Annotated in this window: 22 protein-coding genes; 10 read left to right on the forward strand and 12 right to left on the reverse strand. The window is 64.0% G+C overall.

Annotation, left to right across the window (positions count from 1 at the left end; translation table 11 throughout):
• Positions 1 to 20: 20 nt before the first annotated feature.
• Together FJ418_RS27585 and FJ418_RS27590 are read right to left on the reverse strand one after the other, a co-directional pair.
• Complete coding sequence (locus FJ418_RS27585; protein ID WP_140871108.1) at positions 21 to 842, reverse strand: ABC transporter permease; 822 nt, start codon at positions 840 to 842, stop codon at positions 21 to 23.
• Complete coding sequence (locus FJ418_RS27590; protein WP_140684701.1) at positions 839 to 1,756, reverse strand: ABC transporter permease; 918 nt, start codon at positions 1,754 to 1,756, stop codon at positions 839 to 841. Before FJ418_RS27590 ends, FJ418_RS27585 begins: the two co-directional genes overlap by 4 nt.
• 292 nt (positions 1,757 to 2,048) lie before the next feature.
• Between FJ418_RS27590 and FJ418_RS27595 the strand changes: the two genes are divergently transcribed.
• A complete protein-coding gene (locus FJ418_RS27595; protein WP_140871111.1) occupies positions 2,049 to 3,467 on the forward strand; it encodes an aminotransferase in 1,419 nt (472 codons plus the stop codon).
• Positions 3,468 to 3,510: 43 nt separating this feature from the next.
• On the opposite strand, the gene FJ418_RS27600 is transcribed toward FJ418_RS27595, so the two are convergent.
• Positions 3,511 to 4,713, reverse strand: a complete 1,203-nt coding sequence (locus tag FJ418_RS27600; RefSeq protein WP_140704774.1) for an aromatic ring-hydroxylating dioxygenase subunit alpha — start codon at positions 4,711 to 4,713, stop codon at positions 3,511 to 3,513.
• 27 nt (positions 4,714 to 4,740) lie between these two features.
• Positions 4,741 to 5,124: a hypothetical protein gene (locus FJ418_RS27605; protein WP_140871114.1), complete on the reverse strand. Its 384-nt coding sequence runs from the start codon at positions 5,122 to 5,124 to the stop codon at positions 4,741 to 4,743.
• Between the two features lie 66 nt (positions 5,125 to 5,190).
• Between FJ418_RS27605 and FJ418_RS27610 the strand changes: the two genes are divergently transcribed.
• A complete protein-coding gene (locus FJ418_RS27610) occupies positions 5,191 to 5,601 on the forward strand; it encodes a hypothetical protein (protein ID WP_140704778.1) in 411 nt (136 codons plus the stop codon).
• A gap of 172 nt (positions 5,602 to 5,773) precedes the next feature.
• Here the strand turns inward: FJ418_RS27610 and FJ418_RS27615 are convergent, their stop codons facing one another.
• Complete coding sequence (locus FJ418_RS27615; RefSeq protein ID WP_246683235.1) at positions 5,774 to 7,882, reverse strand: ATP-binding protein; 2,109 nt, start codon at positions 7,880 to 7,882, stop codon at positions 5,774 to 5,776.
• Positions 7,883 to 8,018: 136 nt separating this feature from the next.
• Positions 8,019 to 8,747 carry a response regulator transcription factor gene (locus tag FJ418_RS27620; RefSeq protein WP_226892102.1) on the reverse strand — a complete coding sequence of 243 codons (729 nt, stop codon included), beginning with the start codon at positions 8,745 to 8,747 and terminating at the stop codon, positions 8,019 to 8,021.
• Positions 8,748 to 8,840: 93 nt separating this feature from the next.
• Between FJ418_RS27620 and FJ418_RS27625 the strand changes: the two genes are divergently transcribed.
• A complete protein-coding gene (locus tag FJ418_RS27625; protein WP_140647443.1) occupies positions 8,841 to 9,542 on the forward strand; it encodes a response regulator transcription factor in 702 nt (233 codons plus the stop codon).
• A 71-nt stretch (positions 9,543 to 9,613) separates the two neighbouring features.
• Here the strand turns inward: FJ418_RS27625 and FJ418_RS27630 are convergent, their stop codons facing one another.
• Entirely contained in the window at positions 9,614 to 9,778 is a 165-nt protein-coding gene (locus FJ418_RS27630) for a hypothetical protein (RefSeq protein WP_140647442.1), read from the reverse strand.
• Between the two features lie 32 nt (positions 9,779 to 9,810).
• Positions 9,811 to 10,098, reverse strand: a complete 288-nt coding sequence (locus FJ418_RS27635) for a hypothetical protein (protein ID WP_246683237.1) — start codon at positions 10,096 to 10,098, stop codon at positions 9,811 to 9,813.
• Positions 10,099 to 10,414: 316 nt separating this feature from the next.
• Between FJ418_RS27635 and FJ418_RS27640 the strand changes: the two genes are divergently transcribed.
• Entirely contained in the window at positions 10,415 to 10,870 is a 456-nt protein-coding gene (locus tag FJ418_RS27640; protein ID WP_140704779.1) for a L,D-transpeptidase, read from the forward strand.
• Positions 10,871 to 10,996: 126 nt separating this feature from the next.
• Here the strand turns inward: FJ418_RS27640 and FJ418_RS27645 are convergent, their stop codons facing one another.
• On the reverse strand, positions 10,997 to 14,080 hold the full coding sequence (locus tag FJ418_RS27645) for an efflux RND transporter permease subunit (protein ID WP_140647440.1): 3,084 nt from the start codon (positions 14,078 to 14,080) through the stop codon (positions 10,997 to 10,999).
• Positions 14,077 to 15,312, reverse strand: coding sequence for an efflux RND transporter periplasmic adaptor subunit (locus FJ418_RS27650; protein WP_246683238.1), 1,236 nt, complete (start codon positions 15,310 to 15,312; stop codon positions 14,077 to 14,079). Before FJ418_RS27650 ends, FJ418_RS27645 begins: the two co-directional genes overlap by 4 nt.
• A 146-nt stretch (positions 15,313 to 15,458) precedes the next feature.
• Here FJ418_RS27650 and FJ418_RS27655 point away from each other — a divergent pair, with 146 nt between their 5' ends.
• The 3 genes from FJ418_RS27655 (at position 15,459) to FJ418_RS27665 (ending at position 18,846) form a co-directional block, all read left to right on the forward strand.
• Positions 15,459 to 15,992 (forward strand): TetR family transcriptional regulator, encoded by a 534-nt coding sequence (locus tag FJ418_RS27655; RefSeq protein WP_140657938.1) that lies wholly within the window; start codon positions 15,459 to 15,461, stop codon positions 15,990 to 15,992.
• A 130-nt stretch (positions 15,993 to 16,122) separates the two neighbouring features.
• The gene (locus FJ418_RS27660; protein ID WP_140657936.1) at positions 16,123 to 17,733 is read left to right on the forward strand and encodes an inorganic phosphate transporter; all 1,611 of its coding nucleotides are present in this window, start codon (positions 16,123 to 16,125) and stop codon (positions 17,731 to 17,733) included.
• Between the two features lie 84 nt (positions 17,734 to 17,817).
• A complete protein-coding gene (locus tag FJ418_RS27665; RefSeq protein ID WP_140871117.1) occupies positions 17,818 to 18,846 on the forward strand; it encodes a CorA family divalent cation transporter in 1,029 nt (342 codons plus the stop codon).
• A gap of 159 nt (positions 18,847 to 19,005) precedes the next feature.
• Here FJ418_RS27665 and FJ418_RS27670 read toward each other — a convergent pair whose 3' ends face one another.
• Both FJ418_RS27670 and FJ418_RS27675 read right to left on the reverse strand, forming a co-directional pair.
• Entirely contained in the window at positions 19,006 to 20,166 is a 1,161-nt protein-coding gene (locus FJ418_RS27670; RefSeq protein ID WP_140871120.1) for a patatin-like phospholipase family protein, read from the reverse strand.
• Positions 20,159 to 20,947: an acetoacetate decarboxylase gene (locus FJ418_RS27675; RefSeq protein WP_140704785.1), complete on the reverse strand. Its 789-nt coding sequence runs from the start codon at positions 20,945 to 20,947 to the stop codon at positions 20,159 to 20,161. Before FJ418_RS27675 ends, FJ418_RS27670 begins: the two co-directional genes overlap by 8 nt.
• 249 nt (positions 20,948 to 21,196) lie before the next feature.
• On the opposite strand from FJ418_RS27675, the gene FJ418_RS27680 reads away from it, so the two are divergent.
• The 3 genes from FJ418_RS27680 (at position 21,197) to chrA (ending at position 24,470) form a co-directional block, all read left to right on the forward strand.
• Complete coding sequence (locus tag FJ418_RS27680) at positions 21,197 to 21,985, forward strand: 3-hydroxybutyrate dehydrogenase (RefSeq protein WP_140657930.1); 789 nt, start codon at positions 21,197 to 21,199, stop codon at positions 21,983 to 21,985.
• 281 nt (positions 21,986 to 22,266) lie between these two features.
• A complete protein-coding gene (locus FJ418_RS27685; protein WP_140657928.1) occupies positions 22,267 to 23,085 on the forward strand; it encodes a sulfurtransferase/chromate resistance protein in 819 nt (272 codons plus the stop codon).
• A complete protein-coding gene (chrA, locus tag FJ418_RS27690; RefSeq protein WP_140871123.1) occupies positions 23,082 to 24,470 on the forward strand; it encodes a chromate transporter in 1,389 nt (462 codons plus the stop codon). Before FJ418_RS27685 ends, chrA begins: the two co-directional genes overlap by 4 nt.
• Positions 24,471 to 24,530: the final 60 nt, after the last annotated feature.

Genomic DNA, 24,530 nt, shown 5'->3' on the forward strand with positions numbered 1-24,530 from the left:
TGCGCTCGGACTGGACGCGCTCAAGCATAGAGGCCTCCCTCATTCTGGGTGCGTCTCGCCGCGCGGCGGCGCAGGATTTCGGCAATCGTCATCAGCAGGAAGGACGCAAAGAGCAGCAAGGTGCCGAGCGCCAGCACACCGGGAAGCTTGGCCGCGAAACGCAGCTGGCCCCAGATGTAGATCGGCAGCGTCGCCTCGGTGCCGGTGAGGAAAAAAGCGATGATGAACTCGTCGAGCGAGATGGTGAAGCAGACGAGCAAGCTGGAGATGATCGCCGGCGCGACCATCGGCAGCGTCACGCGCCGGAAGGTGCCGAAGGCGCTCTCGCCGAGATCGGCCGAAGCCTCCTCCAGGCTGCGGTCGAAGCCTTCGAAGCCGGAGGTCAGCACGGTCATCGAATAGGGAATGCAGACCAGCACATGGCCGAGCACGACGGTGAACAGCGACAGGCTCAAGCCGAGTTGCAGCATGACCAGCAGCATGGAGATGGCGATGATTACCTCCGGCAGCACCAGCGGCGCCATGATCAGCCCATTGATGGCGCGGCGGCCCGGGTAACGGTAGCGGGTGATCGAGCGGGCGGCGAGGATGCCCAGCACCGTCGACAGGATCGCGGCGGAAACGCCGACGATCAGGCTGTTCCAGGTGGCGTCGATCAGCGCCGGCGTGCGCGGCAGGTCCTCGTACCAGTGCAGCGTGACGCCCGAGAGCGGGAATTTCGGCGTCGCTGCCGTATTGATCGAGAAGATCGGCAGGAAGATCACCGGCAGATAAAGGAAAAGCAGATAGAGGACGGCGTAACTCGAGAGCCAGCCGGGCAAGAAACGTCTTATCGCCGTCATCGTGCCAGCCTCTGCAGGGCGCGGAAGACCAGCACGGTGGCGCCGGCCATCAGCGAGACAATGATCATGGTGGTGACGGAGAGCGCGGCACCCAGCGGCCAGTTCGACGCCTTGCCGAACTGCGCCTGGATTGCGTTGGCGATCATCACGCCGTCCTTGCCGCCGACCAGCTTCGGCGTGACGTAGTCGCCAACGGTCGGGATCATGACGATCAGCGCCGCCGAGATGACGCCGGGCGCCGACAGCGGCAAGGTGACGCGCAGGAAGGAGCGCAGCGGCCCGTCGCCGAGGTCGGTCGCCGCTTCGACCAGGGTCCGGTCGACCTTCTCCAGCGAAACGAAGATCGGCAGGATGGCGAAGGTCGCCCAGGCATGGGTCAGCGTGATGATGACGGCGGTGGAATTGTAGAGCAGCGCGTCCGATGGCTCTTGGATGATGCCGAGACCCATCAGGCCGGAGTTCAGCACGCCGTTATAGCCGAGGATCACTTTCCACGACATCACGCGCAGCAGGTAGCTGGTCCAGAACGGGATGGTTATGAGGAACAGCCACAGGCTCTTGTGGCGGCCGCCATGGAAGGAAATGAAATAGGCGATCGGGTAGGCAAGGGCCACGGTCAGCAGGCTGACCGTCAGCGAGATGTAGAGCGAGCGCCAGAGCAGGTCGCGGTAGATCGGCTCGGTCAGCGCGATCCGGTAATTCTCCAGCGTGAATGTGTGGTCGATGGTGAGATAGTTCTGCGTCCAGAAGGAATGCGCGATGACGACCAGGATCGGCAGGACCAGAAGAATAAGGGCATAAACGAAGGTCGGACTGATCAGGGCAAAGCCCTGGACGGCTTCCGATTGCAGAAGGGGACTTCGTCTCGATCCCGCCATGCGCAGCGGGGGCGACCCTTCCGCAGCCGCCGTCATTGCAGCGCTCCGGGCGTGATTTCGATAGCTGGCACGGAGTGTCCCGCCATGCGGCCTTCCCATTCGTGGCGCCGGTTGCCTGTTCCCGATTTATGCTCGGAGCGCGATCGCTCCCTGGCTTGCCGGCTTTCTTTCATCATGAGCGCATCCGCCGATTGAAATCAAGCGCTATTTCTGCGATATTGATTGAACGGATATTCAAAATGAAGTGATGAAAAGCCGAATTTCCCTGGTTTTCCACGCCGTTTGATATCCGAGGAAAATTCGACAACCCTGGCAATGCGAGGCGAAAATGGCGGCTCAAAGCAAGATCAAGGCAAGCGAACTCATCGAGCCCGGCGATGAGGACGCGGTCGAGCTCGCCAAGCGCCATCTCGTGCAGCCCTGGCCTTATGCCGGCTCGGTCGGCAACGAAGCTCGCGCGCTGATCGCCGAGGGTGACGGCATCTACATCACCGACGGCTCCGGCAAGCGCCTGATCGACGGCCCGGCCGGCATGTGGTGCATCAATGTCGGCCATCGCCGCGAGGAACTGGCCAAGGTCATGTACGACCAGGCGATGGCGCTCTCCTACAACACGCCCTGGTACACGATGAACGCGCCCTCGGCCGAGCTTGCCCGGCGCATCGCCGATGCGGCGCCTGGCGACCTCAGCCACACCTTCTTCACCACCGGCGGCTCTTCGGCGGTGGAGACGGCGCTGCGCTTCATGCAGTTCTACAACAATGTGCGCGGACGGCCGGAGAAGAAGCTCATCCTCAGCCGCGCCGGCGCCTATCACGGCTCGACCTATCTGTCGGCCTCGCTCAACGGCCGCCCGCGCGACCGCGACTGGATGGACGGCGCCGACGAGCTGGTGGTCAAGCTGTCCTCGCCCGATCCGTTCCGGCGCCCGAAAGGCATGAGCATTGCCGCCTTCACCGATTTCCTGGTCGACCAGTTCCGCGACACCGTCGCGCGTGTCGGCGCCGACCGGATCGGCGCCTTTGTCGGCGAACCGGTGCAGGCTTCCGGAGGCGTCATCGTGCCGCCGGACGGGTATCTGAAACGCATCCGCGAGATCTGCCGCGAGAACGATATCCTCTATGTCTCGGACGAGGTGGTGACCGGCTTCGGGCGGCTCGGCCATGTCTTTGCCTCCGGCGACGTGTTCGGCATCGACCCGGACATGATCACCTTCGCCAAGGGCGTCACATCGGGCTATTTCCCGCTCGGCGGCGTCATCATCTCCGAGCGGCTGCTGGAAGAACTGCGTCGTTCCAACCATCCGGATGCGCTGTTCGGCCACGGGCTGACCTACACCAGCCATCCGATCGGCTGCGCGGTGGCGCTGAAGAATCTCGACCTGCTGGAAGAGGGCGTGCTCGCCCATACGCGCGAGATCGCGCCCTATTTCCAGGCGCAGCTGAAGACGTTGGAAGAGCTGCCGCTGGTCGGCGAGGTGCGCGGCCTCGGCCTGATGGGTTGCGTCGAATGCGTCGCGGACCGCGAGAGCAAGGATCCGCTGCAGCTCGACAAGGATGTGGGAAAGCGCATCGACGCGCATTGCCACGAGCTTGGCCTCCTGGTGCGGCCGCTGATCAACATGTGCGTGATGTCGCCGCCGCTGATCATCAGCCGCGAGCAGGTCGACGACATGGTCGGCATCCTGCGCGAAGGGATTTCGCGGACCATGGATGATTTGCGGAAAGAGGACGTGTGGCGGGGGTGACCCTCGCTTCCTTCTCCCCGTGGAACGGGGAGAAGGAAGGGCCTCACCCCCTCGACCGCAGCGCGTCGTTCAGCCCCCACATGTCCTTTTCCTCGGGCGCGGTTTCCAGGCCGAGAACCGGGACCTGCTTGCGCAGATGGTCGTGGTGGGTGCGCACGCCATATTCGAGGTCGGAGAGATAGAAGCCCTCGAAGGCTTCCGACAGCATGGATTCGTTCGACCACACCGAAAGCTGGACATCCTCGCTCATCGTGTCGCGGTCGATGCGATAGGCGAGGTAACGCGCCGCGGCCTGCTCGCGCGTCTCGTCCTTGTAGCGGTAGATGGCGCCGCGCAGCAGCGTCTCGCCGGTCGACAACGGGAACTCCTGATAGAACTGGACGGATTCCGGCATGATCGACAGCGCGTTGTTGGGGAAGATGCCGTAATAGATCCAGGCCTTGCGCAGATGCTCCGGCAGATGCGCGGCCTCGGGTGCGAGCTTGATGTACTCGCGAACGCTCCAGCGCCGTCCGGCATGCGGATTGTAGGTGGCGAAGGACCGCGACACGCCGTTGATGAAGGGTTCGTCGAGATAGGTCGCGCCATAGAGGTCTTGCAGCGCCGGATGCGCCATGGCGACGTGATAGCCTTCATTGTCGACGTCGCGCACCGACTTCCAGTTGACCGGCGATTTCTGGGTCCATATGCCCCAGGACGGCACCATGTCGGCGATATTGTAATGCGCCATCTCGGCCTCGATCGGCTTCAGCAGTTCGGCCACCGAAGGCTGCGGACCGCCTTTGCGAAAGCGGATGAAGATGAAGCCCATCCAGATTTCGAGGTCGAGCGGCATCAGGCCGAACTCGGTCTTGTCGAGCTCGGGGAAGGAGCGCGGACGGGCGGCGCCCCGCAGCGTGCCGTCGAGATTGTAGACCCAGCCGTGGAACGGGCACACCAGGGCGTTCTTGCAGGTGCCCTGGCTGTCGGCGACGACGCGGCTGCCGCGGTGGCGGCACATATTGTTGAAGGCGCGCACGACGCCGTCCTTGCCGCGCACGATCAGCGCGCGCTCGCCGATGACGTCCATGGTCAGATAGTCACCAGCGTTGGGCACGTCGCAGACATGGCCGGCGATCTGCCAGTGATTGCGGAAGACATATTCCTTCTCGAGCTCGAGAAGGGCGTTGGAATGGTAACTCCACCCCGGCAAACCCCGCCGGTCCCAATCGTTGGGGATCGCCACGTCACGGAGGTGCGGGTTCATGGGCATGCTCTTCTTTTTGTTGAATACTCATTCAATATAAACATATTTTTCATTGAAATGCAATGGCTTGCGTAAATGTGGAAATTCCATGGCGGCAAGTCTGGCCTCGCCTGAGCCGGAAAAATACCGGAAAATCCGGGTGTTAATCGAGGAAGCGGAACGGCGATTCAGAAGTCGGATGCCCGTCTCGGAGAAGGCCTGTTTCGACGGGTCACGGGCGTGCGGCAGACAGCGGCGGCGCGCTCGATTCAGGTATTGCTGTGTGAGGCTGCTTACAGTCGGCCCCGCGCGACAGGCGCATATCTGCGCCGACCAGCTTCGATGGCCGTCGAGCGGTTGCCGCGGATTGGGAATGCCGGCGCGTCCGGCGCCTGTTTCAATCCTGTTACACAGGCAGCCATCGCCGATCATTCGGCTGTTACCCGGTGCGATTATGTTCGTTTCATAGCAAAAAGAAAGATAACGAAGGGAACAACGATGTTTGCGAAAGCTCGCGCCACGGACGCCAATCGCCGCCTTGATGTGCCGGAACGCAATGACCGCCGGCCGAAGCTTGCGCTGCGCCAGCGCGCCAGCGACCATCCGATGGCGATGTTCATGCTGATCGGCGCCTGCGCCCTTGTCGCCATGCTGGCGGCACCTGCCTCAGGTCCGGCTTTCGCCTCGATCAATCCGCCGGTCAATGTCATCGAGGGCGCCCAGACCACGCTCAAGACCGCCCGCCTGCCGGAACCTTCGATCGACTTTGCCTGCAAGGGCCAGAATTGGGGCGCCGAGAGCGTCGACTGCCTGCGCGCCATCGCCGAGCAGTCCGGCCAGCACAGGGAACGCGCGGTGCGCATGATCGCCAACGCCGCGCCGCTCACCAACACGCCGAACGTTTTTTAAGACCTCCCCTGAGCGCACCCTCCTGCGCTCCAGTCAGGCTCCCGCCGCACCGTCGGTAGGGAGCCTCTTTTTTCGGCTCGGTCTGACCTGAATCTCAACAGACCCTCTGGCGGCGCGAGGGCAGCACTCGGCCACACTTTTGCGATCTTGTTCTTGCCTCAGACCGGCCGGTTCAAATGTGGGCGCCATTGTCGGCTGCCGCGGCGACCTCGTCGGCGACGGTTGAGAGGATGCTGCGGACGTCGAGCGTCGAGAAAGGCTTCTCCAGGATTTGCGGCCGCTGCTGCGGCGGCAAGGCTTCGATCTCGGCCTTGGCGCCGATCAGATCGCCGGTCACCAGCACAAAGCGCTTCGCCAGCACCGGCTTCTCGACCAGCAGTTCGCGATAGATCGCCATGCCGCTGGTGCCCGGCATGCGCAGGTCGGAAAAGACGATGTCGGGCGGCATATGGCCGTTCAGCACGTCGGCGGCGGACGTCCAGCTTGCCACGACGCGTGACTTCAGGCCCATCAGCTCCAATATATCTGAAAGCGAACCGGCGACGTCGGGCTCGTCGTCGATGATCAAGGCATGGCGCAGTCCGCTCGAGCGTACGGCACTCTCGCCGGCCTTTGCCGCCTCACCGGCGATCGCCGGCAATTGCACGACGAAGCGCGCGCCGTGCGGCTCGACCTCCTCGAACCAGATGTTGCCGTGGTGACGCTCGACGATCGACTTCGAGATGGACAGGCCGATGCCGGTGCCGACGCCGACCGGCTTGGTGGTGAAATAGGATTCGAAGATGCGCGCGCGGATCGCCTCGGGAATGCCGGGGCCGTTGTCCTCGACGGAAAAGCCCGGGTTGCCGTGCTCGTTGCGAAACGTCCGCACCTTGATGGTCCGCTCGCCGGTGACGCCGACCAGCGCGTGCTGGCTGTTGATAAGGAAATTCGCCGCCACCTGCGTGATGTGATCGGCGTCGGCCATGGCAAGCAGTGGCCCGCTGGCGAAATCGGTGTCGATGACGATGCCGCTGGAGCGCGCGCCATAGGCGGTGACCTCGAGCGCCGAGCGCATCACCTGGTTGAGATCGGTCTCGGCCTGCTCGGTCGGGTGCAGGCGCACCATCGACAGGAAGCTCTTGACGATGCGGCCGCAGCGCTCGGCGGCGGCGCGCACTTTTTCGGCGCGGACCTTGGTCTGCGGATCGCTGGCGAATTCGTGCAGCAGCGTCGACTGCGCCACCACCACCGCCAGCGGGTTGTTGAGCTCATGCGAGACGCCGGCAAGCAGCGAGCCCATCGCCGCCATCTTCTCGTTCTGGTGCAGCTTCTCGCGCTGGCGGTTGATCTCTTCCTCGGCCTGCAGCTTTTCGCGCAGGTCGCGGATCGAGCCGAAGATCAGGCGGCGGTCGGCAACGCGCATCTCGGTCGCCGTAAGCTCGATCGGGAAGATCTCGCCGGCGGCGTTCTGGGTGACGGTCTCCAGCCGTTGGCCGACCATCGGCGCGCCGCGCCCGGCCATGTATTCGGCGCCCGAGGCATAGCCCTTGCGATAGTATATCGGAACGATGGTATCGAGCAGGTCCTTGCCAAGGATGGCGCTGCGCTGGAAGCCGAACATCTTCTCGGCGGCCGGATTGAACTCGATGATCGAACCGGCCTCGTCGATGACGATGATGGCGTCGAGCGAGGCCTGCAGCATGGTGCGGCGAATCACTTCGCTGGCATGCGCCTCGGACGGCGAGCGCTCGATGGCGTCGCCGATCGCCAGGGCGATGATGTGCAGGGTCGCTTCTTCCTCGTCCGTCCATTCGCGCTCGGCGACGCAGTCGTTGACGGCCAGCGTGCCCCACAGGTGGCCATGCGCGAACACGGAGACGGACAGGAACGACTTGATGTTCTGCTTCTCGAAATCGGTCCGCAGGAAACCGTCGAGGTCGCGTGTGTGGCCGGAGAAAATCTTGCCTTGCCGCTCATCCTCCTGCAACTGCTCCAGCAGCGAGTCCGAGTTGATGATCGACTGCATGATCACCGAGGGCGACGCCAGCTCGCCGCCGAAGTCAGGGTCGATCCAATAAGCGGCGACGGACTGGGCGAAGCCTTCGCCCGGCAATTCACGCAGGCGGAAGAGAATGCCGCGCTGGCAATCCATCTTGCGGCACATTGTTCGCAGTATGTCGTCCATCTCGCGCTGCCAGTCGCCTGCCTCGCGCAGGCGGCGCACGACATGGACGGCCGCCATCGCGGCGCCGCCCGGGCGCGAGCCATGCGTATCGGCGCGTGCTGTATCAGCAGTCATGGTCGGCCGTCTCTCGGAGCCCGCTTGAAGCGCGTCGCGTCGAAACGGATTCGAGCGCCGCGATTCAAGTCTGTATTTTGATGCATGTCGTTCCCAAAACCGCTGCGCACTTTTGGGCAACATGCATTGGGCTGGTTCAATTGCTGTCGCCGCTCGGCAGCGAGAAGATATAGCCTTCGCCGCGCACCGTGCGCAGGAATTTCGGATTGGCGGGATCGGCCTCGATCTTCTTTCGCAACCGCATGATGCGGATGTCGACCGCGCGCGAGGATTCCGGATCCTCCACGAAGCCGATGGCTTCCGAAATCGCCGCTCGCGTCAGAAGCCGGTTGGCGCGGGTGAGAAAAACCTCGAGCACGTCGAACTCGCTTTTGGCCATCTCGATGACCGCGCCATTGGCGCCGATGACCAGACGGCCGTCGAAATCGGCCTGGAAGCCGCCGAAATTCATCAAGCGGCGATTGCCGGTTTCGGCCTTAGCCGCCTGCGGCTCGGCGGGCAGCGGCACGCGGCGCAGCACGCTGCGCACCCGCGCCAGCACCTCGCGCAATTCGTACGGCTTGACGATGTAATCGTCGGCGCCGAGCTCCAGCCCGACGATGCGGTCGAGCGCGGTGCCGGCGGCCGTGGCGTAGATGATGCCGATCTGCGTTTTCGAGCGCAGCCAGCGGCCGAGCGACAGCCCGTCCTCGCCAGGCATGGCGATGTCGAGGATGGCGAGGTGGAAGGATTGCGCCTCGAACAGCGCGCGCGCCACGGCCGCATTTTCGGCCGTGACGACGTCATAGCCGCTGGCGCCGAGATATTCGGCCACAGCCTCCCTCAGATCCGGTTCGTCCTCGACGACGATGATGCGTGCCTTCACGACGCGCTCGCTCCCGCTTTCAGCGGAAAGTAGATTGGGTATAAACATGATGTCCAGCACTCATCTCGAGTTGTCTGTGGCGGGGTGAAGAAAATGGCCGCACGATCCGTCATCGCGCTTGTGTCCGTCGCCGAGGTGGTGGCTAAAGATCTCGCCGATCATCTCGACCGGCGCGGGCACGACGTGCGCCAGGCGCGCCAGCCCTGGGAAGCGGAGACGCTGCTTTCGGCCGGCGGCATCGATGTCGTGGTGGTCGGCGACGGCGTCACCCAGGCCGAGAGCCGCGAACTGCTCAAACGTTACAGCGGCCAAGGCGGTGGCGGCGAGGGCGGTCCCGATTTCATCCTGATCTGCCGGCCGGGCGACCTCGTCGACAAGGTGCTGGCGCTCGAACTCGGTGCTGCCGACGTCATCGAAAGCCCGCTCAACGTGCGTGAGCTTGCCGCGCGTATCGGCGGCCTGCTGACCAGACGCGGCAGGGCCGCCGGCGAACTGATCGTGCTGGAAAACGCCACCGTCGATCTGCGGTCGGCCATGGTGATGCATCGCTCGGGCTCGGAGGATCAGCTTTCGCCGGGGCAGGTGGCGCTGCTCAGGCTTTTCCTGGCGAGCCCGCGCAAGGTGCTGACGCGCGACGACATCATTGCCGCGGCGCCGGCCGAGAATGCCGACGCATTCGACCGTTCGATCGACTCGCGCATCGTGCGGCTGCGCCGCAAGCTCGACACCGAGACCATCACCACCATCAGGGGCGCCGGCTATCGTTTCGATCCGCCGGTCCCGCGCAACGAGTAAGTTCCGATCGGCGAGGCGTTTGAGCATCGGCTTTCCCAAGCGGTGGTCATTTTGGGTCCGACGCCCGGCGCTCAGCGCACCACGATGACAGAGGGGCCGGATGGAAGGTCGGCGCTGGCGGTTATCTCCGCCTTGGCGCGCTCCTTGAGCAACACCGTCGCCAGCGCGGCGAAGCCGAGCAGACCCTGCGCGTAGAGCAGCGCGGAAAGTACAGAAGCGGCAAATTTCGTCTTCATCTTCAAACCCCAATCTCGAAATCGTCGGTGCTTCAGGAGACTCCCGAAGCGCCCGCGCCGCTGACGGAGCCCCCCGCTGCGGCGCGGGCCTTCGGTCCTCTCGGCAGCAAGTAGCCGGAGGGGCCGCGTGTCCTCATCAACCGAAGGCCGACCCGCCAGAGGGCCTTCAGCCGGTGGACGCGCAGGCTGGACAAAATCCAGACCGTGGCGATGAACAGAGCCATGTGCAGCGTCGAAACCTCGCCGGACGTCATCGCCGCCAGCGTCGTTTCGATTTCCTGCGCATTTTCGTTTGCAGATGTCTGTTCCCGTTGCGTCAAATCTGACGCCGGCCTGTATCCAGATCATGCCGCCGTGGCTGCACTTTGTTGCAGATTGGTTTCAAAAGGGGCTGTGTTTCTTTCATATATGTATGAAGTGAACTTTCGTTTCCCGACTGAGCCCATTGTCCAACCCTCTATCCCTTACCTTGGAAAGGTCTGGCAGCAACCCCCTTCGGAGACATCTTGTTAATTTCTAGAAACGAATTCGAAACAAAAACGAGCACCAAGCGAAATTGACCTGAAACAGGCCTTCTCGATAAGGCGGTCCATCGAAATTGAAGCCGGACACAACGGCAAAAACAGAGGGATCGTCATGCACACCGCCATTTCCGCCAAGCTCATCAATGTCACCGCCGCCGCGCTCACCGGCGCGGCTCTGCTCTTCGGCGCCGGCAATGCCGCGCATGCCAACCAGATCGTCGCCAAGGTCTCGCTGTCGCAGCAGATCATGGAAGTCACGGTCGACGGCCGCCCGACTTACACCTGGAAGGTATCGACCGGCGCGAGGGGGCACATCACGCCGACCGGCTCGTTCAAGCCGACCCGCATGCATGAGATGTGGTATTCGAAGAAATACGACAACGCGCCGATGCCGCATTCGGTCTTCTTCAGCGGCGGCTACGCCGTTCACGCCACCTATGCCATCGGCCGTCTCGGCCGTCCTGCCTCGCATGGTTGCGTGCGGCTGCATCCGGATGCGGCGGCCGACTTCTATCAGCTTGTCGAGGTCTTCGGCCCCGGCAACACCAGCATCGTGATCGTCAAGTAGCAGACTGGGTCAAGTAACGGGCTGGGTAAAGTAGCAGGCGGGTTGCCGCCTTCGGGATAGCGCCGAAGCCGTGGGGCGACCGCCAAAAAAGAGGCCGGAATTTCCGGCCTCTTTTTTTGGCTCGCTTCAGCTCGGCAGCGCCGGCATCAGCTTCGGATCGGGCTTCTCGGCGAGATGCGGCAGGTCCCTGCTGGCGATGAAGGTGTAGAACATCGGCACGACGAAGAGCGTGAACATGGTGCCGACCAGGATGCCGGTGAAGATGACCAGGCCCATCGAATAGCGGGCCGCGGCGCCGGCGCCGCTGGAGACGATCAGCGGCACGACGCCGAGCGCCATGGCGGCCGTAGTCATCAGGATCGGCCGCAGGCGCACCTTGGCCGAGGCGATGATGGCGTCGCGGCGCCGCATGCCATGAATCTCACGCTGCTGGTTGGCGAATTCCACCAGCAGAATGCCGTGCTTGGTGATCAGGCCGATCAGCGTGATCAGGCCGACCTGGGTGTAGATGTTGAGCGTCCCCAGGCCGATGTTGAGCGGTACGATCGCGCCGAAGATCGACAGCGGCACCGCCATCATGATGATCAGCGGGTCGCGGAAGCTCTCGAACTGGGCCGCCAGCACCAGGTAGATCACGATCACGGCAGCCGCGAAGGCGATCAGGATGGTGTTGCCCTGTTCCTTCTCCTGCCGCGACTGGCCGGAATAGTCGACGAAGAAGGTGTCGGGCAGGGTCTCCTTGGCGAGGTCCTCCAGCACCTTCAGGCCGTCGCCGGTGGTCACGCCGGGCAGAGGCAAGGCCGAGATCGTCGAGGAGTTCAGCTGGTTGAACTGCTCGATGGCCGCCGGCGAGGCGTTGGTCGAAATCTTCACGACCGCCGACAGCGGCACCATCTTGCCGTCGACGCTGCGGACGAAATATTCGCCGAGCTTCTCGGGGTTGTCGCGGAATTCCTGCGGCACCTGGGGGATGATGTCGTAGCTGTTGGAATCCCGGTCGAACTGCGCCACCTCGGCGCCGCCGACAAGCAGCGTCAGGGTGTTGCCGATATCGGCAATCGGCAGGTTCAACGCCGCCGCGCGCTCGCGGTCGATGGTGACGGTCACCTGCGGGGCATCGTAAGCCATCGAGTTCTGCACGACGATGAAGCGGCCCGAAGCCTGCGCCTTGTTCTTGATCTTCTCCGCCTGCTCGAAGACTTCCGAGGGGTCGCCGGTGGAGCGCACGACCATGGAAATCGGCAGGCCGCCGCCGGAACCGGGCAGCGTCGGCGGCGCGAAGACGAAGGCCTCGACGCCGGCGACCTTGGAGATGCGCCCCTGGATGTCGGCCTGAAGCGCCTTCGAATTGCGCTTGCGTTCCGCCCAGTCCTTGAAGGCGAAGCCGACAAAGGCGCTGTTGGTGGCGCCGCCAAAGGCAACGGCCGAGAACTGCGCCCTGGTCTCGGGAATATCCTTCACTAGGCCGAGGATCTGGTTGACGTAGGTCTCTGTGTAATCCGACGTCGCGTAGCGCGGCGCGGTCACGATCGAGAGCAGGAAGCCCTGATCTTCTTCCGGTGCGAGTTCGGTCGAGGTCTTGGTGAACATGAAGCCGGTAAGGGCGACCAACGCGACGACGATGATCAGCGTTACCGGGCGGTTCCTGAGCGAGGCGGTGACAGCCCGCTCATAGAGGTGTTCGACACGTGTGAACGTGCCGTCGACGATACGCTGGAAGCGGCCGTGCTGGCCGGCCTTCAGCAGACGTGCCGACATCATCGGGGTGATGGTGATGGCGATAAGGCCGGACAAGACCACCGAGCCGGCGAGCGTCACCGCAAATTCACGGAACAACGCGCCGGTCAGGCCGCCGGTGAAGGCGAGCGGCGCGAACACGGCGGCCAGGGTCATGGTCATCGCCACGATTGCGGTCGCGATCTCGCGCATGCCGTTGAATGCCGCCTGCATCGGCGACATGTGGTCCTCCTCCATGTGACGGTGGATGTTCTCCACCACCACGATGGCGTCGTCGACGACAAGGCCGATCGCCAGCACCATGGCCAGCAGAGATAGAAGGTTGATCGAGTAGCCGACCGCAAACAGGATGAAGCAGACGCCGATCAGCGACAGCGGGATGGTGACGATCGGCATCATCACCGAGCGGAACGAACCCAGGAACAGAAGGATGACGACGATGACGATGGCAACCGCCTCGGCGATGGTCTTGAACACTTCCTCGATCGACGCGCTGATTTGCCCGGTAGCGTCGTAGACGATCTCGATCGTCATGCCCTTCGGCAGCGTATCCTGGATCTGCGGCACGAGCTTGGTCAGCGCCGCCGCCGTCGTCAGCGGGTTCGCCGCGGGCGTCGGGAAGATGGCCAGGAAGGTTCCCGGCTTGCCGTTGAAGCTCACCCTGGTGTCGGTGTTCTCCGCGCCGAGCTCGACTCGCGCGACATCGCGCAGGCGCACAACCTGGCCATCCGTCGAGCGGATCGGGAGCTGGGCGAAGGCCTCGGGCGTCTGCAGGGTCGAATGCACGGTGATCGAGGAGACCACATATTCGTTCTGGGTGTTGCCCGGCGCCGACAGGAAGTTCGAGTTGTTGATCGCGGTCAGCACGTCCACGGCCGTGGCGCCACGGGCGGCGAGCCGGATCGGGTCGATCCAGATGCGCATGGAATATTCCTGGGCGCCGAAGATCTGGACGTCGGCGACACCTTCCACGGTCGAGATGCGAGGCCGGATGACGCGCTCGATATATTCGGTGAGCTGCTCCTTCGTCATGTTCGGGTTTTGCATCGAGATGTACATCATCGCGAACTGCTGCCCGGTGCCCTTGACGATCACCGGGTCCTTGGAGGCGTCCGGCAGGGTGCCGCGCACGCCCTGGACTTTGGACAACACCTCGGCGAGCGCGACGTCCGGGTTGGAGCCGAGCTTCATCTGCACGGTGACCGTGCTCGAGGACGGACGGCTGGACGAGGTCACGTAGTCGATGTTTTCGGTCGAGGCGACGGCACGCGCGATCGGGGCCGATATGAAGCCCTGGATCAGGTCGGCGCTGGCGCCGGGATAGGCCGTGGTGATGGTGATCGCCGTCTCGTCGACCTTCGGATACTGGCGGATCGACAGGCCGAAGATGCCCTGGAAGCCCAGAAGCAGGATCATGCAGGCCAGCACCGTCGAGAGCACCGGCCGGCGAATGAAGAGGTCGGAGAAGCTCATTGCTGAACCTGCTTGTTCGCCGATTTGCTGGGATCGATGGTGTTGTCGACGGCAACCGACATGCCGTTGAAGAGCCGGTTCTGGCCGGCCGTGACAACCTGGTCGCCGTCCTTGAGGCCCTCGGCGATCTCGACCATGCCGTTGTTGCGGCGGCCGAGCTTGACGAACACCTGCGAGATGGTGAGCGCAGGCTGCTGCGCGGCCTCGGCCGGCTTGGCGGCGTCGGCTGGTTTGGCGGCGTCGCCGGACGCCTTGTCGGCGCCGGCCTTCTGCTCATCCGGCTTCGCCGGCGCGGCAGCGGCACCCCCTGCGGGCTTTGCCGGCTCGACCACGAAGACATAATCGCCATAGAGGCTGGTCGTCACCGCCGTCTGCGGCACGGAGATGACATTGTTTTCCTGTGGCAGCTCGACGCGGATCTGGACGAACTGGCCAGGCGTCAGCTTGCCTTCCGGATTGGCGACCTCGCCGCGAATCGAGACCAGCCGGCTTGCCGGATCGATCTTGGGATCGATGCCGCGAATAGAGCCGGCAAAGGTCATGTCGGCGAGGCTGCCGCCGAGCTTGACGGTCTGGCCGATCTTGAGCAGCGGCAGCTGCTGCTCGGGAACCGTGAAGTCGACCCGCATCGTGTCGAGGTCCTGGATCGTCACGACGGAGTTGCCGGGGGCCAGGTACTGTCCGACGTCGATCTTCGGGATGCCGACCGTGCCGCCGAAGGGCGCGGACAACTGCTTCTGGTCGAGCACGGCCTGCATCTTGTTGACCTGCGCGGCCGAGGCGTCCGCCGCGGCGCGCGCGGCGTCGAGCGTCGCATCCGTGCCGACGCCGCGCCGCTGCAATTCGATCGCGCGGGTCAGCGCCGCCTGGTCCGACGCGGCCTGCGCCTTCTGCGCCACCAGATCGGCTTTCTCGACCGCGTCGTCCAGCTGCAAGAGCACGGCGTCGGCGGCGACCTTCTGGTTGGCGTGGAAGAGGATGTCCTTGACGATGCCGCTCGTTTCGACGGTAAGGTCGACACCGCGCACGGCATTGACGGTGCCGATCGCCTCGACGCCGGGCGTCCATTCGGCCGGCTTGACGATCACGGTCGAGACCGTAGCGGCCGGCGGCTTCATAGTGGCAAAGAATTGCTTGATGCCGGCATCGCGCATGAAGTTGAAGCCTACGATGCCGACGCACACCAGGGCGAGCAAAAGCAAGAATCCGGCGATGATGAAAAAGCGCTTCACGGATGGTCCCCTCGAGCCGGCAACCGGCAAATCAATCGATGCCGGGACACATATCGACGAAAGGTCCCGATTTCAAATGGCGCGCCTTACTGTACCGGCTGGACGGTCTTGTCAATTCCGCCTAGGCTAATGTAGGGGGAGGCGTGATGAGAGTACCCAGGGCCAACTCACGCGAAAAGATACTTGCCGCCGCCGCCGACGTGGCGCGCGAGGCTGGTCCGGGAAGCCTGTCGCTCGAGGCGGTCGCCAGCCGCGCAGGAGTGTCGAAAGGCGGCCTGCTCTACAACTTCCCAACCAAGGCCAAGTTGATGCAGGGGCTGGTCGAAAGCTACCTCAGCGATTTCCAGAAGGCGCTAGAAGCACGCGCTAGCGAGGCCGGCCAGGAAAGCGTGCTCTCAGCCTATATCAAGTTGTCGGCCGACGACTGCGAGCGGCCGAAACCCTCGGCGTCCTGGATGTTCTCGGCGATCGCCGAAGATCCCGATTTTCTGACGCCGATCAAGGCCTTCAAGCACCAGCTGTTCGAACGGCTGAAGGGAGAGACGGACGACCTCGGCTCGCTGCTGGTCTGCTTTCTCGCCATCGAGGGGATGCGCAGCATGAATCTGTTTGATTCAGACGTGCTGTCCGAAGACGAGCGCAAGCTTCTGGTGTCCTCGCTCCTGAAGATAGCCGGATAGGTCGCCAAACGGTTTGGTAGTGACCAAACAGTTTGGTGGTGACCAAACGGTTAAGAGCGTCACACCAGCTTCATCCTAGGGACATAGCGTCCTCCCCGGTTCTTTGCTGCAATGCAAATGGAGTGGGACAATGGTGGACGTAGTTTCCAGTGAGGCGGGGATCCCGAGACCGGATCATCCCCTAGAACAATCGGGCGGTGCCAAATGGTTCCTGCCGGCTTTCGGCGTGCTGGTGCTCGTCGGCATCATCTATGTCGGCTATGCGCTCAGCCAGGATCTTGCCATCGCCAAGACGGTGCCCTGGATCCTGCTCGGCATCGCCCTTCTGATTGCGCTGGGCTTCGAGTTCGTCAACGGCTTCCACGACACCGCCAACGCGGTGGCCACCGTCATCTACACGCGGTCGCTGCCGGCCGAATTCGCCGTCATGTGGTCGGGCGTCTTCAATTTCCTCGGCGTGCTGACCTCGAGCGGCGCGGTGGCCTTCGGCATCCTGTCGCTGCTGCCGGTCGAGCTCATCCTGCAGGTCGGCTCGTCATCCGGCTTCGCCATGGTGTTCGCGCTGCTCGTCGCAGCGATCCTGTGGAACCTCGGCACCTGGTTCCTCGGCCTGCCGGCCTCGAGCTCGCACACGATGGTCGGCTCGATCATCGGCGTCGGCCTCGCCAACCAGTTCATGGCCCCGGCCGGAAGCGCCACCAGCGGCGTCGACTGGGGGCAGGCGACCAATGTCGGCACCACGTTGCTGGTCTCGCCGATCGTCGGTTTCTTCGCCGCGGCCATCCTGCTCTATGCCATGAAGCTCCTGGTGCGCAATCCGGCGCTCTACGAGGCGCCGAAGGGCAACGCGCCGCCGCCATGGTGGATCCGCGCGCTGCTGATCTTCACCTGCACCGGCGTCAGCTTCGCGCACGGCTCCAATGACGGTCAAAAGGGCATGGGCCTGATCATGCTGATCCTGATCGGCGTCGTGCCGACCGCCTATGCGCTCAACCGCACGCCCGACATCAACTATCTCCAAGCCTACAAGTCGGCCTCCGCCAGCGTCGAGACGGCGCTGGGCAAATATGCCAAGCCCGGCGTCACCGTTGCCGATGCCAATGCCGCAAAGGCAGCCGTGCAGGAAGCCGTGCGCAGCAAGACATGGAACGATCAGACGACCGTTGCGCTGCAGACCTATATCCACAACACGACTGCCGAGCTGCAGCCCTACGCTTCCGTCGACAACGTGCCGACTGACCTGGTCAGCAACGCGCGTAACGACATCTACCTGATCGGCGAAGCGCTGAAGCTGATCGACAAGAAGAAGCTGCTGCCGATGCAGGACGCCGACCTGAAGTCGGTGACCGACTACCATAAGGCGGTCGACAACGCGACGAAGTTCATCCCGCTGTGGGTGAAGATCGCCGTGGCGCTGGCGCTTGGCCTCGGCACCATGGTCGGCTGGAAGCGCATCGTCGTCACCGTCGGCGAAAAGATCGGCAAGAGCCACCTGACCTATGGCCAGGGCGCCGCCGCCGAGCTGGTGGCGATGGTGACGATCGGCATGGCCGACCGTTTCGGCCTGCCGGTGTCGACGACGCACGTGCTGTCGTCCGGCGTCGCCGGCACGATGGCGGCCAATGGCTCCGGCCTGCAGTGGTCGACCGTGCGCAACCTCCTGCTGGCCTGGGTGCTCACGCTGCCCTGCTCGATCGCGCTGGCCTTCGTGCTGTTCGTGATCCTGCGCCACGTTTTCTGAGCGGCGGTTCTTGCCTGACCAGCAACATCGACGGCGCCGGTTCCGGCGCCGTCTTGCTTTCGAGCATTTGATTGAGTGGCGGCCATGAATGAGGCATCGCATCTGACGCTGCTTGCCTGGGACGACAGCCGCCACCACGCGCCCGGCCTGATCTGGGCCTATCGCGGCGCCGCCGGCCAAGCGCCGCAGCCGATCGCGCCGAAGGACATCGAAGCAGCGCTTGCCGCGCCGGACGGCTGGGTTTGGCTGCATGTCGATCTCATCGACCAGCGGGCGCATTCCTGGATCGGCCATGCCTGCGCGCTGCCGCAATCGGCGCATGCGATCCTCGAAGGCCATGAGGACAGCATGGCGCTGGCGCATGAAAAGGGCGTCGTGCACGGTATCGCCGCCGACCTGCATGGCGAGATCGGACGCAGGTCGACCACCATCGGCAGGCTGCATTTCGCCGTGACGGACCGGTTGCTGGTGACCGGCCGGCGCCATTCGCTGGCAGCGGTGGAAGAGGTGAACAAGGCGCTTTCGCAAGGGCTCCAACCGGCGACCGCCTTCGAGCTGTTCGGCGCTATCGTGCTTGCCTTCTGCGGAAGCGCGAGCGGGCGGCTGGCGCTGGCCACGAAGCAGCTTGACGAGGTCGAGGACCGTCTCGTCACCGAGCGCCTTGCCGACGAGCGGCGCCGGATCAAGGAGGTGCGTCGCCTGGGGGTGTCGCTGCACCGGCCGATCGCGGCACAGGTCGCGCTGTTCCTGGACGAGAACCGTGCCGGCTGGGAATTGTCGGCCGGCGCGCATGAGATATTGGGCAAGCTGGCGGCTCGCCTCAAAAGGCTCGACCGCGAAGTCGTCATGGTCAACGACCGGGCAAGGCTGCTGCAGGAAGAGGTCGCGGCGGAACTCGCGGACGAATCGAACCGCAGCCTGAAGGCGCTGGCGGTGATGAGCGCGCTGCTCCTGCCGGGAACGCTGATCGTCGGCATTTTCGGCATGAATACAGAAGGACTGCCGCTCACGCATACGCATGGCGGCTTCCTGCTGGCGATGCTGCTTGCGGGTGGGGCGACCGGGTTGTTCTACTGGCTGCTGCTGCGGGCAGGCGCCGATCTCAAATTCTAAAGCGCGTCGCGTCGAAACGGATACACGCGACGCGCTTTAGGCCGTTGCCTGATGCATGTCGTTGTCGCAAAACCGAGGTCATTTTTGCGCGACATGCATTAGGCTTCTTGACGTGCGTCAGGACCCCGAGCCGCGACGCGGCCCGGGCGGCCATGACCCTTAGGTCGGGTCTTCGCGGTGCAGGTCGTGGATGGTGACGCCGTCGGCATTGTCGGGCAGCATCAGCCATTTCTTGTGGCGCAGCGTGCGTTCGGTGTCTTCCAGGCCCATCTCCCAGTGCTCGCGCATCGAGGTGCCGGAAAACTCATAGTCCTTGGCGTGGCCTTCGTAGCCTTTGTGCTGGTAGATCAGGTGGACGATGTTGACCACGCCGGCGTCGGAATAGTCGGCGATCAGTTCCTTCTCGCCGTCCTTGAGCTGGTCCGGCGGCACGCGCTTCAGCGCGTCGAGCAGCTTCATCTTGAGCGCATGGATGCGCTGGAAGTTGTCGGTGTTCTGGCGCGTGCGGCTGGAATACATGATGTCCTTGTGGCGCGACAGAACGTCGGCCATGCCGCGCGGCAGCACGCCGCGGGCGCTGAACAGATCGACCTGGAACACCAGCGAGGAACGATCCTCCTCCTGGTCGAGCAGATATTGCAGCGGCGTGTTGGAAACGATGCCGCCATCCCAGTAATATTCGCCCTCGATGCGGATCGAGGGGAAGGCCGGCGGCAGCGCGCCGCTCGCCATGATGTGTTCCGGCTCGATGCGCACCTTGTCGGTGTCGAAATAGACGAAGTTGCCGGTCCTGACATTGACCGCGCCGACGCTCAAGCGCTTCTTGCCGTCGTTCAGCACGTCGAAGTCGATCAGGCTCTCCAGCGTGTCCTTGAGCTCGGCGGTGTCGTAGAAGCTGGTGGCGCCTTCCGCTCCCGTCAGCTGGAACCAGGGGCTGGGACTGCGCGGCTTGAAGAAACCGGGCTGGCCCATGGTCATGGTCATCCACGACGAGGTCTGGTTGCGGATGTCGCGGTAGATGTCGCCTTCGGGCGTATAGGCCCAGATCTTGCGGCCCGAGATCGTCTGCCAGAACTGCTCCAGCCGCTGCAGGCGGCGGCTCGGCTCGTTGCCGGCGATGATCGAGGCGTTGATGGCGCCGATCGAGACGCCGGAAAGCCAGGTCGGCTCACAGCCGGCGTCGGCAAGCGCCTGATAGACACCCGCCTGATAGGCGCCGAGCGCGCCGCCGCCCTGGAAGACCAGGGCGATGCGGTCATATTGCGCCGTGATTTCCTGAATGGTGGCGGCGGCCGCCTTGCTGCGGTTGCGCTCAAGCACCGGCTTTCTCCAGCTCCTTCGCGCCGGCAGCCGATCGGCCGTGGTCCGCGAGGTAATCATGCACGACTTCGCCGAGGCCCAGCGTCAGGTCGGCGGTGAAATGAACGGCAGAGACGATGTCGAGCACCGGCAGCTTGGCGACGTCGGCCATGACATGCGGGCGAAGGTCGAGCGCAGCCGGCGCCGTCCAGGCTTCCTTCAGCGTGATGTCGGTGAGGTAGTAGCGGACCAGCTCGCAGATGCGCGGGCTGCCGTCGACATGCGGGATGATCTTGATGAGGAAATTGGGCGCGGCGAGCGAGGCCAGCACCTGGTCGTGGTCGGCCTCGCGGTGCTTGTAGCCCATGGTGCCGGTGGCGCACAGAACGCTGCCATAATGCAGCGTGCCGACCACCACTTCGCCTTCATGCACGATCTTGGGGCTGGCAAGCTTCTTCGGGAAACCCCACAGCTCGCGGCCTCCGGCGATCGGCGCATCGTCGTCGAGATACATGGAATGCACATAGCCGCCATGCTGGCCCTTGTAGCGCACCGGGATGACCTGGCCGGTTTCGGTGTAGTCGCCGAAGCCGGTGGAGTCAGGCATGCGGATGAATTCGTATTTGACCAGCGGCTCGTCGATCTCGAGCGGCGCCGGAACGACGGCTTCCAGCGCCTCGCGCGTCGTGCGGTAGGTGATGATGATGTATTCGCGGTCGAAGAAGCGATAAGGGCCTGGCGGGAAGGACGGGTTGGTGAGCGGCATCGCATAGGCCCGCTTCACGACGTCGGCGATTTCCATGGCTGGTGCCCCAAACAAGGTTTGAAATGAGCCCGCGCGAATGCGCTGGCAAATATGTTGCACGGCAGCATGACAGTGCCGTGTCAGCGCCAAGACGACACTTCTTACAGCCGGCAAACCCCATCGCGGAGCTGTAATAGCGCCGACATATGGGTGTGGCATTGTGATGCTGCGGCGCACAAATCATGTGCCTTCCCGGCTGTTCGTCTTCATAGTCTTCCCTCCTGTCCTCCTGTCGCGAGATCTCCCATGGGTTCCCTGTCTTCGAAGAATGCGCTCGTCACCGGCTCGACCAGCGGCATCGGCCTGGCAATCGCCCGCGCCTTCGCCGCCGAGGGCGCCAACGTCACCATCAACGGCCTGGGCGACGCCGCGGCGATCGAGCAGGAGCGGGCCGGCATCGAAGAGGATTTCGGCGTCAAGTGCCGCTATTCGGGCGCCAACATGATGGACGGCGCCGCCGTCAGCGCCATGGTTCACGAGGCCGAGGCAGCGTTCGGCAGCCTCGACATCCTGGTCAACAATGCCGGCATCCAGCACGTCGCGCCGATCGACGAATTTCCGGACGACAAGTGGGAAGCCATCATCCGCATCAATCTTCTGGCAGCCTTCTACGCCATCAAGGCAGTGCTGCCCGGCATGAAGAGCCGCAAGTGGGGCCGCATCATCAACACGGCTTCCGCTCATGCGCTGGTCGCCTCGCCGTTCAAGTCGGCCTATGTCTCGGCCAAGCACGGCATTGCCGGCCTGACCAAGACGGTGGCGCTGGAAGTCGCGCAGGACGGCATCACCGTCAATGCGATCGCGCCCGGCTATGTCTGGACGCCGCTGGTCGAAAAGCAGATCCCCGACACGATGAAGGCGCGCGGCATGACCGAAGAGCAGGTCAAGCACGATGTGCTGCTTGCGGCGCAGCCGACCAAGGAATTCGTCACCGTCGAAGAGCTTGCCGCGCTGACGCTGTTCCTGTGCTCGGATGCGGCCAAGCAGATCACCGGCACGACCCTGCCGATGGATGGCGGCTGGACGGCGCAGTAAGGGCGACGACCGTTTAAGGGAGACAGGGCGGAGCTCCCATCTTCCCTAAAAGCGTGTCGCGCTGAAGCGGATTCAGCGACGCGCTTTAAGCCTTTGTTTTCATGCATGTCGTTATCGCAAAACCGCTGCACACTTTTGCGCGACATGCATTAGCAATTTGAATTCTTGACAATCGTAGGGGAGCGTTCCAGCATCCTGGCCAAGGGGTTCCTCGCGACGACCCCGTGAGGCGTCAGCCCAACGATCGCGTCCAAACTCTCTGTGTTCTGGAGGTGGACGCCATGCCGTCAACAACCGCAATTACCGTTCCGCAGCTTTCCCGTCTCGTCGGCTTGCCCGATGCGCCTTGCCTGGTCGATGTGCGCACCGACGAGGACTATGAAGCCGATCCGCGCCTGTTGCCGGCGTCATGCCGGCGCGATTTCAGGACTGTCTCAAGCTGGGCGTCGGAGTTTTCGGGACGCAAGGTCGTGGTCATCTGCCAGAGAGGGCAGAAACTCTCGCAAGGCGTTGCCGCGTGGCTGCGCCACGACGGCATTCCGGCGGAGTCGTTGGAAGGCGGCTTCGAGGCCTGGGCCGCCGCCAGCGCGCCGTTGGTCGCGGCCGGCGCGATCCCGCCCCGCGACCAGAACGGCCGCACCGTATGGGTCACCCGTTCCCGGCCGAAGGTAGATCGCATTGCCTGCCCCTGGCTGATCCGCCGCTTCGTCGATCCCGATGCGGTGTTCCTGTTCGTCGACGCGGCTGAGGTGCCTCTGGTCGCGGATCGCTTCGCCGCGGTTCCCTTCGATATCGAAGGCGTGTTCTGGAGCCATCGCGGCGATCGCTGCACATTCGACACGATGGTCGAGGAATTCGGACTGCGCGTCGATGCGCTCGACCGCCTGGCGCTGCTCGTGCGCGCCGCCGATACGGCGCGCCTCGACCTCGTGCCGCAGGCGGCCGGGTTCCTCGCCGCTTCGCTTGGCCTGTCGCGCATGTTCCGTGATGACCTCGAACAGCTCGAAGCCGGCATGCTTCTCTACGACGCCTTCTTCCGCTGGTGCCGCGACGCCACCGACGAGACGCATAACTGGCCGGTTGTAGGCAAGGCACAATGAGCGCGCTTGCCAAGGACGCCGCTGTGCGACGGGCCGAAATCCCGGCCGCGCCAAGCTTCCGCGAAGCGACGCGGCTCTGGGCCAGGATCGGCCTGCTCTCCTTCGGCGGGCCGGCCGGCCAGATCGCGCTGATGCACAAGGAACTGGTCGAGGAGCGCCGCTGGATCGGCGAGGAGCGGTTCCTGCACGCGCTCAACTATTGCATGCTCCTGCCGGGCCCGGAGGCGCAGCAGCTCGCCGTCTATATCGGCTGGCTGCTGCACCGGACGGCAGGCGGCCTCGTCGCCGGCATCCTGTTCGTGCTGCCCGGCGCGTTGGTGATGCTCTGCCTGAGCGGCTTCTACATGCTCTACAATGATGCGCCGGTCGTCGAGGCGTTGTTCTTCGGCATCAAGGCGGCGGTGCTCGCCGTCGTCGTCGAGGCAGTGATCCGCATCGGCAAGCGGGCGCTGAAGAACCGTGCGATGGTGGCGATCGCCGTGGCGGCCTTCCTCGCCATCTATGTCGTCCGGGTGCCGTTCCCGCTGATCGTGCTCGCAGCCGGGCTGATCGGCTGGACCGGCAACCGCTTCGCGCCGGCGCTGTTCTCCGCCTCGGCGCAGGGCAAGACTGCAGCCGGCACCGAGACCAGGGGCGTGGTCGACCTGATGTTCGAGCGGGGCGAACTCGGCCACACCATTCCGAAGCGAGGGCATGCCATCCGCACCATCGCCATCTGGCTGCCGGTCTGGCTGGGGCCGGCGGCGCTGATCGCCGTGTTGGCGGGGCCGGGGAGCGTCTGGGCGCAGATCGGCGGCTTCTTCAGCCTGATGGCCGTCGTCACCTTCGGCGGCGCCTATGCCGTTCTTGCCTATGTCGCGCAGGCAGCGGTGACCTCGTTCGGCTGGCTTTCGCCCGGCCAAATGGTCGATGGGCTCGGGCTTGCCGAAACGACGCCGGGGCCATTGATCCTGGTGCTGCAATTCGTCGGCTTCGCCGCCGCCTATCGCCATGCCGGCTTTGCCAACCCGCTGCTGGCTGGATCGCTCGGATCGCTGCTGACGCTCTGGGTCACCTTCGTCCCTTGCTTCTTCTGGATATTCCTCGGTGCGCCCTACATCGAGCAATTGAGACGGAACAAGGCGCTGGCGGCGGCGCTTGGCGCGATCACCGCCGCGGTGGTCGGCGTCATCATGAACCTTGCGCTGTGGTTCGCGCTGCATGTCGTCTTCGGCAAGGTGGCAAGCGTCGGCTGGGGCGTGGAGGTTCCGGTCCTGTCCTCGCTCGACTGGCGTGCCGCGCTGCTGTCGGCGGCGGCGATGGTCGCCATGTTCAGGCTGAAACTCGGCATGCTGCCGACGTTGGCGGGATCTGCGCTGGCGGGGCTTGCGCTGCTGGCGCTGTAGGCGGGCACGCCGTCCGATCACGTTAGCGTGAACGAAAAAGCCGACCGGCCGGGAATAAAC

The organism is Mesorhizobium sp. B2-8-3, assembly GCF_006440815.1.
Lineage (GTDB): Bacteria > Pseudomonadota > Alphaproteobacteria > Rhizobiales > Rhizobiaceae > Mesorhizobium.